28 protein-coding genes and 1 pseudogene are annotated in these 14,689 nt (G+C 64.2%); all 29 read left to right on the top strand.

Translation table 11 applies throughout. The features are described from left to right. The first annotated feature begins 12 nt into the window (after positions 1 to 12). Positions 13 to 636: a 50S ribosomal protein L4 gene (rplD, locus tag ACZ45O_RS12595; protein ID WP_464853426.1), complete on the top strand. Its 624-nt coding sequence runs from the start codon at positions 13 to 15 to the stop codon at positions 634 to 636. After that, a complete protein-coding gene (rplW, locus tag ACZ45O_RS12590) occupies positions 633 to 920 on the top strand; it encodes a 50S ribosomal protein L23 (RefSeq protein ID WP_464857745.1) in 288 nt (95 codons plus the stop codon). Before rplD ends, rplW begins: the two co-directional genes overlap by 4 nt. A gap of 12 nt (positions 921 to 932) precedes the next feature. Then, positions 933 to 1,766: a 50S ribosomal protein L2 gene (rplB, locus tag ACZ45O_RS12585; RefSeq protein ID WP_464853424.1), complete on the top strand. Its 834-nt coding sequence runs from the start codon at positions 933 to 935 to the stop codon at positions 1,764 to 1,766. An 18-nt stretch (positions 1,767 to 1,784) separates the two neighbouring features. Further along, on the top strand, positions 1,785 to 2,066 hold the full coding sequence (gene rpsS / locus ACZ45O_RS12580) for a 30S ribosomal protein S19 (RefSeq protein WP_464853423.1): 282 nt from the start codon (positions 1,785 to 1,787) through the stop codon (positions 2,064 to 2,066). A 41-nt stretch (positions 2,067 to 2,107) separates the two neighbouring features. Continuing rightward, the gene (rplV, locus tag ACZ45O_RS12575; protein WP_464853421.1) at positions 2,108 to 2,449 is read left to right on the top strand and encodes a 50S ribosomal protein L22; all 342 of its coding nucleotides are present in this window, start codon (positions 2,108 to 2,110) and stop codon (positions 2,447 to 2,449) included. 2 nt (positions 2,450 to 2,451) lie between these two features. Continuing rightward, positions 2,452 to 3,237, top strand: a complete 786-nt coding sequence (gene rpsC, locus ACZ45O_RS12570) for a 30S ribosomal protein S3 (RefSeq protein WP_464853419.1) — start codon at positions 2,452 to 2,454, stop codon at positions 3,235 to 3,237. Positions 3,238 to 3,240: 3 nt separating this feature from the next. Beyond that, positions 3,241 to 3,708, top strand: coding sequence for a 50S ribosomal protein L16 (gene rplP / locus ACZ45O_RS12565; protein WP_464853418.1), 468 nt, complete (start codon positions 3,241 to 3,243; stop codon positions 3,706 to 3,708). Next, positions 3,698 to 3,919 (top strand): 50S ribosomal protein L29, encoded by a 222-nt coding sequence (gene rpmC / locus ACZ45O_RS12560; protein WP_464853416.1) that lies wholly within the window; start codon positions 3,698 to 3,700, stop codon positions 3,917 to 3,919. Before rplP ends, rpmC begins: the two co-directional genes overlap by 11 nt. Then, positions 3,916 to 4,182, top strand: coding sequence for a 30S ribosomal protein S17 (gene rpsQ, locus ACZ45O_RS12555; protein WP_464853414.1), 267 nt, complete (start codon positions 3,916 to 3,918; stop codon positions 4,180 to 4,182). The genes rpmC and rpsQ overlap by 4 nt, the downstream gene beginning before the upstream one ends. A gap of 67 nt (positions 4,183 to 4,249) precedes the next feature. Then, a complete protein-coding gene (rplN, locus tag ACZ45O_RS12550; protein ID WP_464853413.1) occupies positions 4,250 to 4,618 on the top strand; it encodes a 50S ribosomal protein L14 in 369 nt (122 codons plus the stop codon). Positions 4,619 to 4,636: 18 nt separating this feature from the next. Further along, a pseudogene (gene rplX / locus ACZ45O_RS12545) lies at positions 4,637 to 4,894 on the top strand (50S ribosomal protein L24); the annotation flags it as partial. Between the two features lie 44 nt (positions 4,895 to 4,938). Next, entirely contained in the window at positions 4,939 to 5,481 is a 543-nt protein-coding gene (gene rplE / locus ACZ45O_RS12540; protein WP_464853411.1) for a 50S ribosomal protein L5, read from the top strand. Positions 5,482 to 5,493: 12 nt separating this feature from the next. Then, positions 5,494 to 5,679: a type Z 30S ribosomal protein S14 gene (locus tag ACZ45O_RS12535; protein WP_464853409.1), complete on the top strand. Its 186-nt coding sequence runs from the start codon at positions 5,494 to 5,496 to the stop codon at positions 5,677 to 5,679. Between the two features lie 166 nt (positions 5,680 to 5,845). Beyond that, positions 5,846 to 6,244, top strand: a complete 399-nt coding sequence (gene rpsH / locus ACZ45O_RS12530) for a 30S ribosomal protein S8 (protein ID WP_464853407.1) — start codon at positions 5,846 to 5,848, stop codon at positions 6,242 to 6,244. 16 nt (positions 6,245 to 6,260) lie between these two features. Continuing rightward, positions 6,261 to 6,797 (top strand): 50S ribosomal protein L6, encoded by a 537-nt coding sequence (gene rplF / locus ACZ45O_RS12525; protein ID WP_464853405.1) that lies wholly within the window; start codon positions 6,261 to 6,263, stop codon positions 6,795 to 6,797. Between the two features lie 14 nt (positions 6,798 to 6,811). Then, positions 6,812 to 7,183, top strand: coding sequence for a 50S ribosomal protein L18 (gene rplR, locus ACZ45O_RS12520; protein ID WP_464853404.1), 372 nt, complete (start codon positions 6,812 to 6,814; stop codon positions 7,181 to 7,183). Between the two features lie 22 nt (positions 7,184 to 7,205). After that, on the top strand, positions 7,206 to 7,706 hold the full coding sequence (gene rpsE, locus ACZ45O_RS12515; protein WP_464853402.1) for a 30S ribosomal protein S5: 501 nt from the start codon (positions 7,206 to 7,208) through the stop codon (positions 7,704 to 7,706). Positions 7,707 to 7,720: 14 nt separating this feature from the next. Beyond that, positions 7,721 to 7,903 (top strand): 50S ribosomal protein L30, encoded by a 183-nt coding sequence (rpmD, locus tag ACZ45O_RS12510; protein ID WP_464853401.1) that lies wholly within the window; start codon positions 7,721 to 7,723, stop codon positions 7,901 to 7,903. Positions 7,904 to 7,987: 84 nt separating this feature from the next. Continuing rightward, positions 7,988 to 8,455 (top strand): 50S ribosomal protein L15, encoded by a 468-nt coding sequence (gene rplO, locus ACZ45O_RS12505; protein WP_464853400.1) that lies wholly within the window; start codon positions 7,988 to 7,990, stop codon positions 8,453 to 8,455. An 11-nt stretch (positions 8,456 to 8,466) separates the two neighbouring features. After that, positions 8,467 to 9,732, top strand: a complete 1,266-nt coding sequence (secY, locus tag ACZ45O_RS12500) for a preprotein translocase subunit SecY (RefSeq protein WP_464857743.1) — start codon at positions 8,467 to 8,469, stop codon at positions 9,730 to 9,732. 109 nt (positions 9,733 to 9,841) lie between these two features. Further along, positions 9,842 to 10,492, top strand: coding sequence for an adenylate kinase (locus tag ACZ45O_RS12495; protein ID WP_464853398.1), 651 nt, complete (start codon positions 9,842 to 9,844; stop codon positions 10,490 to 10,492). A 214-nt stretch (positions 10,493 to 10,706) separates the two neighbouring features. Then, positions 10,707 to 10,997, top strand: coding sequence for a KOW domain-containing RNA-binding protein (locus ACZ45O_RS12490; RefSeq protein WP_464853396.1), 291 nt, complete (start codon positions 10,707 to 10,709; stop codon positions 10,995 to 10,997). Positions 10,998 to 11,006: 9 nt separating this feature from the next. After that, positions 11,007 to 11,225, top strand: coding sequence for a translation initiation factor IF-1 (gene infA / locus ACZ45O_RS12485; RefSeq protein ID WP_011197167.1), 219 nt, complete (start codon positions 11,007 to 11,009; stop codon positions 11,223 to 11,225). Positions 11,226 to 11,339: 114 nt separating this feature from the next. Continuing rightward, positions 11,340 to 11,453: a 50S ribosomal protein L36 gene (gene rpmJ / locus ACZ45O_RS12480; RefSeq protein ID WP_011197166.1), complete on the top strand. Its 114-nt coding sequence runs from the start codon at positions 11,340 to 11,342 to the stop codon at positions 11,451 to 11,453. Positions 11,454 to 11,766: 313 nt separating this feature from the next. Then, a complete protein-coding gene (gene rpsM, locus ACZ45O_RS12475; RefSeq protein ID WP_464853394.1) occupies positions 11,767 to 12,141 on the top strand; it encodes a 30S ribosomal protein S13 in 375 nt (124 codons plus the stop codon). Between the two features lie 16 nt (positions 12,142 to 12,157). Then, entirely contained in the window at positions 12,158 to 12,547 is a 390-nt protein-coding gene (rpsK, locus tag ACZ45O_RS12470) for a 30S ribosomal protein S11 (RefSeq protein WP_464853392.1), read from the top strand. 23 nt (positions 12,548 to 12,570) lie between these two features. Further along, positions 12,571 to 13,197 carry a 30S ribosomal protein S4 gene (gene rpsD, locus ACZ45O_RS12465; RefSeq protein ID WP_464853391.1) on the top strand — a complete coding sequence of 209 codons (627 nt, stop codon included), beginning with the start codon at positions 12,571 to 12,573 and terminating at the stop codon, positions 13,195 to 13,197. 110 nt (positions 13,198 to 13,307) lie between these two features. Next, positions 13,308 to 14,255, top strand: coding sequence for a DNA-directed RNA polymerase subunit alpha (locus ACZ45O_RS12460; protein ID WP_464853389.1), 948 nt, complete (start codon positions 13,308 to 13,310; stop codon positions 14,253 to 14,255). Positions 14,256 to 14,301: 46 nt separating this feature from the next. Continuing rightward, on the top strand, positions 14,302 to 14,643 hold the full coding sequence (gene rplQ, locus ACZ45O_RS12455) for a 50S ribosomal protein L17 (RefSeq protein WP_464853387.1): 342 nt from the start codon (positions 14,302 to 14,304) through the stop codon (positions 14,641 to 14,643). Positions 14,644 to 14,689: the final 46 nt, after the last annotated feature.

Genomic DNA, 14,689 nt, shown 5'->3' with positions numbered 1-14,689 from the left:
GGAGGAGCTAACATGCCGAAAGTGGCCGTTTACAATAAGGAAGGCGCCACCGTCGGGGAGATCACCCTTTCGGACGCCGTGTTTGGGGCCGAGGTCAATCCTGGTCTCCTGCACGAGGTCGTGCAGATGTACCTCGCCAATCAGCGTCAGGGTACCTCCCACACCAAGACCCGCGCCGAGGTGCGGGGCGGCGGCCGGAAGCCGTGGCGCCAGAAGGGCACCGGGCGGGCCCGTCATGGTTCGATTCGGTCGCCCCTGTGGCGGAAGGGCGGCGTGGTCTTCGGTCCGCGCACCCGCGAGTTTGGCTGGACGATGCCCAAGAAGATGCGCCGGGCCGCTCTGCGCCAGGCCCTGAGCGCCAAGGTGAAGAACGGGGAACTCATCGTCGTTGATTCCTTCGAGTTGGAGGCTCCGAAGACCCGCGAGGTGGCCGCCCTGCTGAAGAACCTGAACGTCGAGGGCAAGGCCTTCATCGTGACGGCGGAGGAGGACACCAACATTTACAAGTCGGCCCGGAACATTCCCGGCGTGCGCGCCAACGCTGCCCGCAACCTGAACGCCTACGAGGTGCTTGCGGCCAGCAAGCTCGTGCTCACCCAGGACGCCGTGGCCAAGGTTGAGGAGGTGCTGGGCTGATGGAGGCTCGCGACATCATCCTCAAGCCGCTCATCACCGAGAAGAGCGTGGCCAAGATGAGTGAGGGCAAGTACGCCTTCAAGGTCCGCCTGGACGCGAATAAGACGCAGATCAAGCAGGCGATCGAGGAGATCTTCGGCGTGACGGTCACCCGTGTGAACACGATGCGCATGCGGGGCAAGCTGCGCCGCCAGGGCAAGTACATCGGGCGCCGTTCCGACTGGAAGAAGGCGATCGTGCAGCTCAAGGAAGGCGACAGCATCCAGATCTTCGAGGGCCTGTAAGGAGGGTACACGATGGGAATCAAGCATTATAAGCCCACTTCCCCGGGTATCCGCCAGATGACGCGGTCCACCTTTGAGGAGCTGACCAGCAAGCGGCCCGAGAAGTCCCTGCTGCAGCGCCTCACCAGGAAGGGCGGGCGCAACGTCTATGGGCGCATCACCGTCCGTCATCGCGGTGGTGGCCACAAGCGGATGTACCGGATTATCGACTTCAAGCGCAACGAGTTCGATGGGATCCCCGCCAAGGTGGTCTCCATCGAGTACGACCCGAACCGCACCTGCCGCATCGCGCTGGTGGTCTACGCCAACGGCGCCAAGCGGTATATTCTCCACCCCGTCGGCCTGAACGTCGGCGACACCATCGTCTCCGGCCCCGACGCCGACATCAAGGTGGGCAACGCCCTGCCGCTGGAGAACATCCCGGTTGGCTCCGTCGTGCACAACGTCGAGCTGTATCCCGGCCGCGGCGGGCAGCTGGTCCGCTCCGCCGGCGCCTCCGCCCAGATCATGGCGAAGGAGGGCGGCTACGCCCTGCTCCGTCTGCCGTCGGGCGAGCAGCGCAAGGTGCTCCTCGCCTGCCGGGCCACCATCGGTCAGGTGGGCAACGTCGAGCACGAGAACATCGTCATCGGCAAGGCCGGCCGCCGGCGTCACATGGGCTTCCGCCCGTCTGTGCGCGGCGTCGTGATGAACCCGGTCGACCACCCGCACGGCGGTGGTGAAGGCCGGTCTCCGATCGGCATGCCGAGCCCGGTCACCCCGTGGGGCAAGCCGACGCTGGGCTACAAGACCCGCAAGACCAAGAAGAAGTCTGACCGGCTGATCGTCAGCCGCCGCAAGAAGTAGGGAAGGGGTGTAAGCTGAATGGGTCGTTCGCTCAAAAAGGGTCCGTACATTGACCCTTCTGTTGAGAAGAAGATCCTCGCCATGGAAGCCAAGGGCGAGAAGAAGGTCTTCAAGACGTGGGCCCGTGACTGCACCATCTTCCCGGAGATGGTCGGCCACACGATCGCGGTCCACAACGGCAAGACCCATGTCCCGGTGTACATCACCGAGGAGATGGTTGGCCACAAGCTGGGTGAGTTCGCTCCGACCCGGACCTTCAGGGGTCACGGTGGGGACGAGAGGTCCAGCCGTGTGCGGTAGCATCTAACCCTTGGAAGTCTGAGTGAAGGAGGTAAACGCACGTGGAAGTCAAGGCCAGCGCTCGCTACGTTCGCATTGCCCCGCGTAAGGTGCGTGTGGTGATCGATCTCGTTCGGGGCAAGAGTGTGAACGAGGCGCTCGCGCTTCTCAAGTTCGTTCCGAAGCGGGCCAGCGAGCCCGTTGCCAAGGTCATCGCCAGCGCCGCGGCTAACGCCGAGCACAATTTCAACCTGAACAGGGATAACCTGATCATCTCCCAGGCGTACGTCGATCAGGGTCCCACGCTGAAGCGCTATCGTCCGCGCGCGCGGGGCCAGGCGTTCCCGATCCTGAAGCGCACCTCCCACATCACCGTGATGGTGAAGGAAAAGGAGGCTAAGTAGCAGTGGGTCAGAAAGTACACCCGAAGGGCCTCCGCATTGGCATCGTGAAGGGCTGGGACACCCGCTGGTATGCGGACAAGCGGAACTTCAGCGATCTGCTGGTGGAGGACGTCAAGATCCGGAATTACATCAAGAAGACGCTCTACGCTGCGGGCATTTCCCGCATCGAGATCGAGCGGGCGGCGAACCGTATCCGCATCACCGCGCACACCGCCAAGCCGGGCATGGTGATCGGCCGCCAGGGGCAGGGCATTGCCGAGCTGCAGAACCGGCTCGCCGAGATGACCGGCAAGCAGATCTCCCTGGACGTGAAGGAGATCCGCGTGGCCGAGCTCGATGCGCAGCTGGTGGCGGAGTCCATCGCGCAGCAGCTCGAGAAGCGCATGTCCTTCCGCCGCGCCATGAAGCAGGCGATCCAGCGGGCCATGCGGCTGGGCGCCCAGGGCGTGCGCATCATCATTAGCGGCCGCATCGGCGGTGCGGAGATCGCCCGCACGGAGCGTGCCTGGGAGGGCACCGTGCCCCTGCACACCCTCCGGGCGGACATCGACTACGGCTTCGCGGAGGCCGACACCACCTTCGGCAAGATCGGCGTCAAGGTGTGGATGTACGTCGGCGAGGCCGCGCAGAAGGCCGCAGCCAGCGACCGGCGTGATCGGCGTGAGCGCGGCCGGCGCGGCGGGCGCGGTCGCGGCGGCCAGCGGCTGAGCCGTGAGGAGCGGGCGGCCCTGGAGCGGGCTGCGATCGAGGCCGGCCCGAAGCCTGTCAATCGGGAAGGGGGGCAATAGCCAGTGCTCGCACCGAAGCGCGTGAAGTGGCGCCGCCCCCACAAGGCGGTGGCGAAGCTGCACAAGGGCCGGTCCAAGGCCGGCAATGAGGTTGTGTTCGGCGACTACGGTCTGCAGGCCCTGGAGGCCGCTTTCATCACCGACCGGCAGATCGAGGCCGCCCGTGTCGCCATGACCCGTTTCATCAAGCGCGGCGGTAAGGTTTGGATCAAGATCTTCCCCCACAAGGCGCTGACCCGCAAGCCCGCCGAGGTGCGCATGGGCTCCGGTAAGGGCGCCCCCGAGACGTGGGTCGCCGTCGTCAAGCCGGGCCGCATCCTCTTCGAGCTGGCCGGCGTGTCCGAGGAAGTCGCGCAGGAGGCCATGCGGCTTGCAGCGCACAAGCTGCCCATCAAGTGCAAGTTCGTGAAGCGGGAGAAGGCCGTCACGGCTGCCGCTGCTGAGACGGGTGGTGAAGCCAATGAAGGTTAAGGAAATCCGCGAAATGTCCACCGAGGAGATTCGCGCCAAGGTGGCTGAGCTCAAGGAGGAGCTCTTTAACCTCCGGTTCCAGTTGGCGGTCAACAATCTCGAGAACACCGCCCGCATTCGCGAGGTGCGCAGGGCCATCGCACAGTGCAAGACCATCATCCGCGAGCGCGAGCTCGAGCAGGCCAAGGCCCAGGGGGAGGTTAGGGCATGACCGCAGAGCGCAATCTCCGCAAGACCCGCGTCGGTGTGGTCACCAGCGATAAGATGGACAAGACCGTCGTGGTCGCCGTCGAGACGCTGGTCCAGCACCCGCTGTACAAGAAGCGCATCCGCCGGACCAAGACCTTCAAGGCCCACGACGAGCACAACCAGTGCAAGGTGGGCGACAAGGTCCGGATCATGGAGACCCGGCCGCTCTCCAAGGACAAGCGCTGGCGCGTGGTCGAGATCATCGAGGCCGCCAAGGTTTACTAGCAGAGGGCCGGTTAGCCAGGTCCTCAACTGAGGGGAAACCGGCTAGCTTACGAGAGGAGGTTCGGCCGTGATTCAGGTTCAGACCCGCCTGGGGGTCGCCGACAACACCGGCGCCAAGGAACTCCAGTGCATCAAGGTCCTCGGCGGCTCCTGGCGGCGGTACGCCAACATCGGCGATGTGATCGTCTGCTCGGTGAAAGAGGCCAGCCCGGGCGGCGTGGTGAAGAAGGGCGACATCGTGCGGGCCGTCGTGGTGCGCACCCGCAAGGGGCTGCGCCGCGAGGACGGTTCCTATATTCGCTTCGACGAAAACGCTGCCGTAATCCTGAAGGACGACAAGGAGCCCCGGGGCACCCGCATCTTCGGCCCGGTGGCGCGCGAGCTGCGCGACCGGGAGTTCATGAAGATCATCTCCCTGGCTCCTGAGGTCCTGTAGCCGGGAGGGGGTAGCAAGATGCATAACGGCAAGGTACACGTGAGGAAAGATGAAGTCGTCGTCGTCATCAGCGGTAAGGACAAGGGCAAGCAGGGAAAGGTCCTGCGGGTGTTCCCCAAGACGAACCGCGTGGTGGTCGAGGGCGTGAACATGGTCAAGAAGCACACCAAGCCTTCTGCCAAGAATCCGCAGGGCGGCATCATCGAGGTGGAGGCGCCGATTCACGCCTCGAACGTGATGTCGCTGGCGAAGATCGAAGCGAAGAAGGCGAAGAAACAGGGCTAGCCCGGCGGCGGCTCTAGAAAGGAGGCTTGTGGCACTTGGCCAACCTGAAGACGAAGTACCAGGAGGAAGTCGCTCCTGCGCTTCAAAAGCAGTTCAACTACAAGAACGTCATGATGGTCCCCCGGCTGGAGAAGATTGTCGTCAACGTCGGCCTTGGCGAGGCCGTGCAGAACGCCAAGGCGCTGGACGCCGCCGTCGCCGACATTGCCGCAATCACCGGCCAGCGGCCGATCATCACGCGGGCGAAGAAGTCCATCGCATCCTTCAAGATTCGAACGGGAATGCCCATTGGCTGCAAGGTGACCCTGCGGGGCGAGCGCATGTGGGACTTCCTGGAGAAGCTGATCTACGTTGCGCTGCCCCGTGTGCGCGACTTCCGCGGCGTCTCGTCCAAGTCCTTTGACGGCCGCGGGAACTACGCTCTCGGTCTGAAGGAGCAGCTCCTGTTTCCGGAGATCGACTATGACAAGATTGACAAGATTCGCGGCATGGACGTGATCATCGTCACAACGGCGAAGACCGACGAAGAGGCAAAGGCCTTGCTGAAAGGTCTGGGCATGCCCTTCGCTGAGCGCTAAGGAGGGACGAGAGTGGCAAAGACTTCCCTGAGGGTCAAGGCGGCGCGTCCGCAGAAGTTCAAGGTGCGGACCTACAACCGCTGCAAGCTTTGCGGCCGTCCCCGGGCGTACATGCGGAAGTTCGGCATCTGCCGGCACTGCTTCCGCAGGCTGGCGCACGAGGGCCAGATCCCCGGCGTTCGCAAGGCGAGCTGGTAAGCGGAGAATCGGGAAGGGGAGTTGGGCACCGGTAGCGCCGAGGGCCGCGCCCGGAGGCCCGGTGGGTTCAGCCGGCGAGTGAAATACCTCCGCGCCGGCGGTGTGAGGGGAATCCCCTCGCAGATCCGACTCCAACCGCCCGATTGTGAAAGGAGGAAAAGTGAGCATGGTCGTCTCCGATCCGATTGCTGACCTTCTGACCCGCATCCGGAACGCCAACACGGCCTACCACGACCGTGTCGATGTTCCCGGATCGAAGATGAAGAAGGCCATCGTACAGATCTTGAAGGATGAAGGCTTTATCCGTGACTTCGAGTGGATCGACAACGGTCACCAGGGCGTGATCCGGATCTACCTGAAGTACGGTCCCAATAAGACGAAGGTCATTTCGGGTCTGCGGCGGATTTCCCGGCCCGGCCTCCGGGTGTACGCCAAGCGCGATCAGATTCCCCGGGTGCTCGGCGGTCTGGGGATCGCCATCCTGTCCACCTCGAAGGGCGTCATGACCGACAAGCAGGCCCGCCAGGAGGGCCTCGGCGGCGAGGTTCTCTGCTACGTCTGGTAAGGAAGGAGGTGCTGCCGTGTCTCGCATTGGCAAGGCTCCCATCGAGATTCCCGCGGGGGTGGAGGTCACCGTGGAGGGCAACCTGGTGCGCGTCAAGGGGCCCAAGGGTGAGCTCTCCCGTGAGATCAACCCTGCAATGAGCATCACGATTGAGAACGGCGCCCTCCGTGTGTCCCGTCCTTCAGATGAGCGGGAGCACAAGGCGCTGCATGGCCTGACCCGCACCCTGATCGCCAACATGGTCGAGGGTGTGACGAATGGCTATACCCGGGCGCTGGAGCTGGTGGGCACCGGCTACCGCGCCGCGAAGACCGGGAACAAGCTGACGCTGTCGGTCGGCTATTCGCACCCGGTGGTGTTCGATCCGCCTGCTGGCATCGAGTTTCAGGTTCCGGCTCCCAACCAGGTCGTCGTGAGCGGCATCGACAAGGAGCTGGTCGGCCAGGTGGCGGCGGACATTCGGGCTGTACGGCCGCCCGAGCCGTATCTGGGCAAGGGCATCAAGTACGCCGGTGAGCATATCAGGCGCAAGGAAGGCAAGGCCGGCAAGTAAGGGGGTGACCGAGGATGATCAAGAAGCAGGATCGCAACAAGGCGCGGCGGAAGCGCCAGCTGCGTGTGCGGAAGACCGTCCACGGCACGCCCGAGCGGCCGCGGCTTAACGTCTTCCGTTCCAACCATAACATCTACGCTCAGGTCATAGACGACACGGTCGGCAGGACCCTGGTTTCTGCCTCCACCCTCGACCCCGAGGTGAAGGGCCGGCTCGAGGGCAGCGGTGGCAACAAGGCCGCCGCCGCGATCGTAGGCGAAGTCGTCGCGAAGCGGGCGCTGGCTGCCGGCGTGACGAAGGTGGTCTTCGACCGGGCCGGGTACCTGTACCACGGCCGGGTTGCCGCCCTCGCCGAGGCCGCCCGTGAAGCCGGCCTGGAGTTCTAAGTCGAGGGAGGGAAACACGATCGTGGCTCGCAACGAGAGCAATCAGGGCGAACTGAAAGAGAAGATGGTGGATCTGCGGCGCGTGGCCAAGACCGTCAAGGGCGGTCGGCGCATGAGCTTCTCCGCCGTGGTGGTCGTCGGCGACGGCAACGGCCGCGTGGGCGCAGGTCTGGGCAAGGCGGCCGAGATCCCCGAGGCTGTGCGCAAGGGGACTGAGGACGCCAAGAAGCGGATGATTACGGTTCCGCTGACCGGGACCACCATTCCCCATGAGGTCATCGGCCGGTTTGGCGCCGGGAAGGTGCTCTTGAAGCCGGCCTCCGAAGGTACGGGCGTTATCGCCGGCGGCGCAGTTCGTGCCGTGCTGGAGGCAGCCGGTGTGCGTGACATCCTCACCAAGAGCCTGGGCTCCAACAATGCGGCCAACCAGGTGCTCGCCACGATTGAGGGGCTGCGCCAGCTGAAGAGCGCGGAGGAAGTCGCCAAGCTGCGCGGCAAGCCCGTCGAGCAGATCCTCGGTTAGAGGAGGGATGAGACGTGGCTGGCACGCTGAAGATCACCCTGAAGAAGGGTCTGGCCGGGCGGAACAAGCGGGTGGTGGCCACCTGCAAGTCCCTGGGCCTGACCAAGCTGAACGCGACTGTGGAGCGGCCCGACAACCCCGCCGTGCGCGGCATGATTGCCCGCATCGCGCACCTGGTTGAGGTGCAGGAGGGGTAGGGTCGCCTGAGGAACTCTCCCGGGTTGGCGCCGGTCCCTGCCGGCGCCCCCGCAACAGCCCAGACGAATTGAGGTGACACACGCATGAAACTGCATGAGCTGGCTCCCAACCCCGGCGCCCGGCAGGAGCGCAAGCGTCTGGGCCGCGGCATCGGTTCCGGGCACGGGAAGACGTCCGGCAGGGGTCACAAGGGCCAGAAGTCCCGGTCCGGCGGCGGCGTGCGCCCCGGCTTCGAGGGCGGCCAGATGCCCCTCCTGCGTCGCCTGCCCAAGCGGGGGTTCTCCAACGCCCCGTTCAAGGTGACGTACGAGGTCGTCAACGTGGCCGACCTGGAGCGGTTTGACGCCGGCACCGTCGTGACCCCCGAGCTGCTGGAGGAGACGCGGGTCTGCAAGAATGCCGTGAAGGGCGTCAAGATCCTGGGCACGGGCGAGCTCACCAAGGCGCTGACCGTTCGGGCGCACAAGGTGAGCGCGTCGGCCCGGCAGAAGATCGAGGCCGCGGGCGGAAAGGTTGAGGTTATCGGAGAAGCCACCGAAGAGGTGAAGTAACAGCCATGGCAATGCTGGAGACGCTGCGCAATTCGATGCGCGTGCCCGGGCTGAGGAAAAGACTGCTCTTCACCATCGGGATGCTGGTGGTCATCCGAATCTGCGCGCATATTCCCGTCCCTGGGGTCGACCTGGAGACGCTGTCCGCCCTTTTCGGCGCGGGTCTCTTCCAGTTCTTTGACATCTTCGCCGGCGGCGCTTTCGCCAAGTTCGCCATCGTCGCGATGGGCGTCACGCCGTACATCAACTCGTCCATCATCATGCAGCTCTTGACAGTCGTGATTCCGCGGCTGGAGGAGCTGCAGAAGGAGGGCGAGGAGGGCCGGAAGAAGATCCAGCAGTACGTGCGCTACGGGGCGGTGGTGCTGGGCCTCGTTCAGGCCTTCGGCATCGGGATGGCCCTGCGGAACGCGGGCGCCTTCTACAACAACAGCTGGACGACCCTCTTCGTGATCATGGTCAGCCTGACCGCCGGCACCGCGCTGGTGATGTGGATCGGCGAGGAGATCACCGAGAAGGGCATCGGCAACGGCATCTCGCTGATCATCTTCGCGAACATCGTCTCGCGGCTGCCCTACTCCATCAGCGGTGAGATCCAGCTGCTCCGGCTCGGCCAGCACAACATCTTCCAGCCTCTGCTGGTGGCTGTGATCGCCCTCATCATGGTGGTCTTCGTGGTCATCATCAACGAAGGCGTACGGAAGATTCCGGTGGAGTATGCCAAGCGCGTGGTCGGCAGGCGGGTGTACGGCGGGCAGCGCACGCACCTGCCCATCCGCATCAACCAGGCGGGCGTGATTCCCTTGATCTTCGCCTCGTCGCTGATGTACTTCCCCAGCACGATCGCCGGGTTCTTCCCGAACTCGACCTTCGGCCGCTGGGTGGCGCAGCACTACGACATGAGTTCGTGGTGGTTCATGCTGATCAACGCGCTCCTGATCATCTTCTTCACCTACTTCTACACGGCCATTACCTTCAACCCTGAGAACGTCGCTGACAACCTCAAGAAGAACGGCGGGTTCATTCCGGGCTACCGCCCGGGCCGACCCACGGCCGAGTACCTGGAGCGGGTTTCCAGCCGGCTCACGCTGGTGGGCGGCCTGTTCCTGGCGACGGTGACCATCCTGCCGATCACCTTGATGGGCCTCGCCGGCGTTCAGAATGCGTACATCGGCGGCTCCTCGCTGCTCATCGTGGTCAGCGTTGCGCTGGAGACGACGAAGCAGATCGAGGCGCAGCTCGTGATGCGGCATTACCAGGGATTCATGCGAAGCTAGGTGATACGCTGGGTGCGCAGAGGACCGGGCCGTCCCCCGCCGCGGGGACGTCGCCGGTCCTCGCGGATCAGCCGCCTGCGCCCCGCGTCCGTGAAAGTGAGGTAAGGGGATGCACATTATTCTGATGGGACCGCCGGGAGCGGGCAAGGGCACCCAGGCCGTGCTGCTGGCGGAGCAGGAAGGCATTCCACACATCTCCACCGGCGACATCTTCCGGGCGAACATGAGCCAGGGGACCCCCCTCGGCAAGCTGGCCAAGGAGTATGTGGATGCTGGCAAGTATGTGCCGGATGACGTGACCAACGGCATGGTCCGGGACCGGCTCGCGCAGCCCGACTGTAAGAAGGGGTTCATCCTCGACGGGTATCCGCGTACCCCCGAGCAGGCCAGGGCGCTGGACGGCATGCTGGCGGAGCTGGGCCTCTCGCTTGACGCCGTCATCAACATCGACGTGCCGGACGAGCTGCTGGTCGAGCGTGCGGTGGGTCGACGGGTGTGCCGCTCCTGCGGCGCCACCTACCACGTGCGGTTCAACCCGCCCCGGGAGGCCGGTCGCTGCGACAAGTGCGGCGGCGAGCTGTACCAGCGCAGCGACGATCAGGCCGAGAAGGTTGCGGTGCGCCTGAACCTGTACCACTCCCAGACGGCGCCGCTGCTCCAGTTCTACCAGGAGCGGGGGCTGGTGCGCACCGTGCAGGGAGACCAGCCCATGGAGCAGGTCACGGCTGCCATCAAGGAGGCCGTCAGGGCTTCGCGATGAGCCTGTGCCGGGTGGCGCCGCGGCGGGCTGCAACGCAGGCCGCGCTTGAAAACGCGGCGCTGCGGTGCTATCCTGGCAATCGGCTGGGAGCGCATGGACCGGCGAAGCTTACCAACATCCGAGGAATAATCACCCGGTTCTGTGCTATAATAATGGTATTGGCCTTTCACCGTGTAAGCCCCACTTGCGAGAGTGATGACGGAGGTGCACGAACGTGGATCAACCGGGTCTAAGGCCCGGCGCTATCGTGCGATCTCTGGCCGGACGCGACCTGGGAACGTGTTACGTCGTGGTGCGGGTGCTGGATGAGCGGTTCGTGGCCGTGGCCAACGGCCAGCGCCGCCCGGTATCCCGTCCCAAAGTGAAGAATCGGCGGCACCTAGAGGTACTCGGCTGGGCGGATGCCTCTCTGGCTCTCCGACTGGAACGAGGCGCCAAGGTCACCGACGAGCAGATTGCCAAAGCCCTGGAGACCATTCCTGCGAGAGTCTGCGAGGGGGTTTAGAACCGGCGTATGTCCAAGGACGACGTCATTGAGGTTGAGGGCACCGTCGTCGAGAATCTGCCCAACGCCATGTTCCGCGTGGAGCTGCCCAATGGGCATCGGGTACTGGCACATGTGTCGGGAAAGATTAGGATGCACTTTATCCGGATACTCCCTGGAGACCGCGTCACGGTTGAACTATCGCCTTACGACCTGACTCGTGGTAGAATCGTATACCGGTACAAATAGTCGGCTGTTCGCAGCCGTTCACCCTTTACACCAATCCTGCATTGGTCTGCATCCCTGCGCTTGACCTGGACCGTTTCGGGCCAAACGAGCGCGCGAAGAGAGGAGGGGCTGCTCGTGAAGGTTCGCCCATCGGTGAAGCCGATCTGCGAGAAGTGCAAGGTCATCAAGCGGCACGGTCACGTGATGGTGATCTGCGAGAATCCCAAGCATAAGCAGAAGCAGGGATAGTCCCACTGACACGCCCGGCGCGGTGGACAGCTGCCGGAAGCCGGGAACCAGACAAGTCTTGCTCACTTTTGGCTGGCGCGCCCCCTGCGGCCGCAGGGGGAGCACCGGCGTTTACGCATGGGCTCGAGGTTCGGACACTGCCGGGAGGCGTGCAAAACCCGAACTGGAACCCGGCGGCTTCCCCTCAGGGAGCGGCTGGTGGCCGAGGTCCCTCTTCCCTCGCCACATTTCCTGCGGAGTTGTCCGTTTGGGACGGGTCGTGCAATTTCGTCCAACACCTTGGTCTTTCGAATGAGGAGGGTATTTCAGCAGCATGGCGCGTATTGCAGGTGTCGACCTGCCTCGTGACAAGCGCATTGAGGCCGCCCTGCCGTATATCTACGGCATCGGCTGGTCGCTTTCTCGTGAGATCCTGCAGAAGACCGGCATTGATCCGGACACTCGCGTGCGCGACCTGACCGAGGAGCAGGTGGCCAAGCTTCGCGAGGTCATTGACCATGAGTATCGGGTCGAGGGCGACCTTCAGCGCGAGGTTCAGCTCAACATCAAGCGGCTGATCGAGATCGGCTCCTACCGGGGTCTGCGCCACCGGCGCGGTCTGCCTGTGCGCGGGCAGCGCACCAAGACGAACGCCCGCACCCGGAAGGGCCCGCGGCGCACGGTTGCCGGCAAGAAGAAGGCAAGGTAAGGAGGGACACGTCTGAATGGCGAAGCGCACTGCCCGCGTGAAGCGGAGGGAGCGGAAGAACGTAGATAAGGGCGTGGCCCACATCCGTTCTACCTTTAACAACACGATTGTCACCATCACCGACGTGCATGGCAACGCGCTGGCCTGGGCGACTTCCGGCGCCATGGGCTTCAAGGGGTCCCGGAAGTCCACCCCGTTCGCCGCGCAGATGGCGGCCGAGAAGGCGGCCAAGGATGCCATGGAGCACGGCGTGCGTGAGGTCGAAGTGATGGTTAAGGGGCCGGGTTCCGGCCGCGAGGCGGCCATCCGCCAGCTGCAGGCCGCCGGCCTGGAGGTCACGACGATCAAGGACGTGACCCCGATTCCCCACAATGGCTGCCGTCCGCCGAAGCGGCGCCGCGTGTAGGACGAGGAGGGGAGAACTAACCAATGGCGCGATACACTGGTGCCGTCTGCCGGCTTTGCCGGCGTGAGGGCGTTAAGCTCTACCTGAAAGGCGAGAAGTGCTACACCGACAAGTGCCCGGTCGTGAAGCGGCCCGCGCCGCCCGGGCAGCACGGCGTCTCGCGGCGCAAGCCGTCCGAGTACGCTCTGCAGCTGCGTGAGAAGCAGAAGGCCCGCCGGTTCTACGGCGTGATGGAGAAGCAGTTCGAGCGCTACTTCGACATGGCGGTGCGCAAGAAGGGCGTCACCGGCGAAGTGCTCCTGCAGACCCTGGAGCGCCGTCTGGACAACATCGTCTACCGGATGGGCTTTGGGGCCAGCCGTGCGGAAGCCCGCCAGATCGTGAAGCATTCGCACATCGAGGTCAACGGCCGCAAGGTCAATATCCCCTCTTACCTGGTGCGTGAGGGCGATGTCATCGCCGTGCGCGAGGGCTCCCGCGACCACAAGCGGATCAAGGAGCTCGCCGCCGCGGCCGCCACCCGCACGGTGCCAGCCTGGCTGTCGGTCGATCACGAGGCCATGCGGGGCACCGTGGTCCGGCTGCCCAATCGCGAGGAGATCGACACGCCGGTGCAGGAGCAGCTCATTGTCGAGTACTACTCCCGGTAACGGTCGCGCCGGCTGTGGCGTAGGCCGCAGATGGTGGGCAGAGCTGGGTTCTTGGGCGGTGGCGTAGGGCGCTCACACGAGTGAGACAGGGAATTGGGGGTATCTACCAGATGATCGGAATGGAAAAGCCCAAGATTGAGACCGTGGTGCTGGCCGAGGACAACAGCTACGGCAAGTTCGTGGTGGAACCTCTGGAGCGCGGCTACGGCATCACCCTTGGCAATTCGCTGCGGCGGATTCTGCTCTCTTCGCTGCCGGGCGCCGCAGTTACATCTGTGAAGATCGACGGCGTGCTGCATGAGTTTTCCACGCTCCCCGGTGTGGTCGAGGATGTGACCGACATCATCCTCAACCTCAAGCAGCTTTCGCTGAAGGTGCACAGCGACGAACCCAAGGTCCTGCGCCTCCAGGCGGAAGGTGAAGGCGTCGTCACCGCGGGGGATATTCATACGGACGCCGATGTGGAGATCCTCAACCCGGACCTGCACATCGCCACCCTTGACAAGGGCGGCCGGCTCATCGCCGAAATCACCGTGGGCAAGGGGCGGGGCTACGTGCCGGCCGACCAGAACAAGACCCCGGACATGCCGATCGGCGTGATCCCCGTGGACTCGATCTTCTCTCCGATCCGCCGGGTGAACTACACCATCGAGCACACCCGCGTCGGCAACAAGACGAACTTCGACAAGCTGACCCTGGAGGTCTGGACCAACGGGGCCGTGCGGCCTGACGAGGCCTGCTCCTGGGCGGCGAAGATCCTCAAGGAGCACCTGGAGCTCTTCATCGGGCTGACCGAGGACGCCGACGAGATCGAGGTCATGCAGGAGAAGGAAGACGACGAGCGCAACAAGCTGATGGAGATGACCATCGAAGAGCTCGATCTGTCGGTGCGGTCTTACAACTGCCTGAAGCGGGCGGGTATCAACACCATCGCGGAGTTGACCGCGAAGACCGACGAAGAGATGATGAAGGTCCGCAACCTGGGCAAGAAGTCGTTGGAAGAGGTCAAGACCAAGCTGGCGGCCTTCGGCCTTTCGCTGCGGCAACCTGACGACTAGCCCCGAGGCGCTTTTGATCTGGACAGGATAGGGGTGAATGAGGGAAATGGCCAAATATCAGAAGCTCGGCCGGGACAGCTCCGCCCGAAAGGCCTTGTTCCGGGCCGTGGTGACGGCCCTGTTCGAGAAGGAGCGCATCGAGACGACCGAGGGCAAGGCGAAGGCGGTTCAGCCCATCGCCGAGGAGATGATCACCCTGGCCAAGCGTGGCGATCTGCACGCCCGTCGGCAGGCCCTCGCCTACATCTACGACGAGTCGGTCGTGACCAAGCTGTTCAACCAGATTGCACCCCGGTACGCCGATCGCAACGGCGGCTACACCCGGGTGATCAGGACCGGCGTTCGGAAGGGCGATGCGGCCCCCATGGCGATTCTCGAACTGGTCTAAACCAACTGGTGCGAAACGCCCGGGCGCGAGAGCGCTCGGGCGTTTC

The sequence above is a fragment of the Symbiobacterium turbinis genome (assembly GCF_055383075.1).
The sequence above is the reverse complement of the archived record's forward strand: the minus strand, read 5'-3'. Positions and strand labels throughout refer to the sequence as shown.

Coding starts and splice junctions, on each gene's coding strand:
- rpsD (WP_464853391.1), top strand. CDS start 12,571: ATGGCGCGATACACTGGTGCCGTCTGCCGGCTTTGCCGGCGTGAGGGC.
- rpsM (WP_464853394.1), top strand. CDS start 11,767: ATGGCGCGTATTGCAGGTGTCGACCTGCCTCGTGACAAGCGCATTGAG.
- rpsK (WP_464853392.1), top strand. CDS start 12,158: ATGGCGAAGCGCACTGCCCGCGTGAAGCGGAGGGAGCGGAAGAACGTA.
- secY (WP_464857743.1), top strand. CDS start 8,467: ATGCTGGAGACGCTGCGCAATTCGATGCGCGTGCCCGGGCTGAGGAAA.
- infA (WP_011197167.1), top strand. CDS start 11,007: ATGTCCAAGGACGACGTCATTGAGGTTGAGGGCACCGTCGTCGAGAAT.
- ACZ45O_RS12460 (WP_464853389.1), top strand. CDS start 13,308: ATGATCGGAATGGAAAAGCCCAAGATTGAGACCGTGGTGCTGGCCGAG.
- rpmC (WP_464853416.1), top strand. CDS start 3,698: ATGAAGGTTAAGGAAATCCGCGAAATGTCCACCGAGGAGATTCGCGCC.
- rplR (WP_464853404.1), top strand. CDS start 6,812: ATGATCAAGAAGCAGGATCGCAACAAGGCGCGGCGGAAGCGCCAGCTG.
- rpsS (WP_464853423.1), top strand. CDS start 1,785: ATGGGTCGTTCGCTCAAAAAGGGTCCGTACATTGACCCTTCTGTTGAG.
- rplD (WP_464853426.1), top strand. CDS start 13: ATGCCGAAAGTGGCCGTTTACAATAAGGAAGGCGCCACCGTCGGGGAG.
- rpsQ (WP_464853414.1), top strand. CDS start 3,916: ATGACCGCAGAGCGCAATCTCCGCAAGACCCGCGTCGGTGTGGTCACC.
- rplQ (WP_464853387.1), top strand. CDS start 14,302: ATGGCCAAATATCAGAAGCTCGGCCGGGACAGCTCCGCCCGAAAGGCC.
- rpsH (WP_464853407.1), top strand. CDS start 5,846: ATGGTCGTCTCCGATCCGATTGCTGACCTTCTGACCCGCATCCGGAAC.
- rplO (WP_464853400.1), top strand. CDS start 7,988: ATGAAACTGCATGAGCTGGCTCCCAACCCCGGCGCCCGGCAGGAGCGC.
- rplB (WP_464853424.1), top strand. CDS start 933: ATGGGAATCAAGCATTATAAGCCCACTTCCCCGGGTATCCGCCAGATG.
- ACZ45O_RS12495 (WP_464853398.1), top strand. CDS start 9,842: ATGCACATTATTCTGATGGGACCGCCGGGAGCGGGCAAGGGCACCCAG.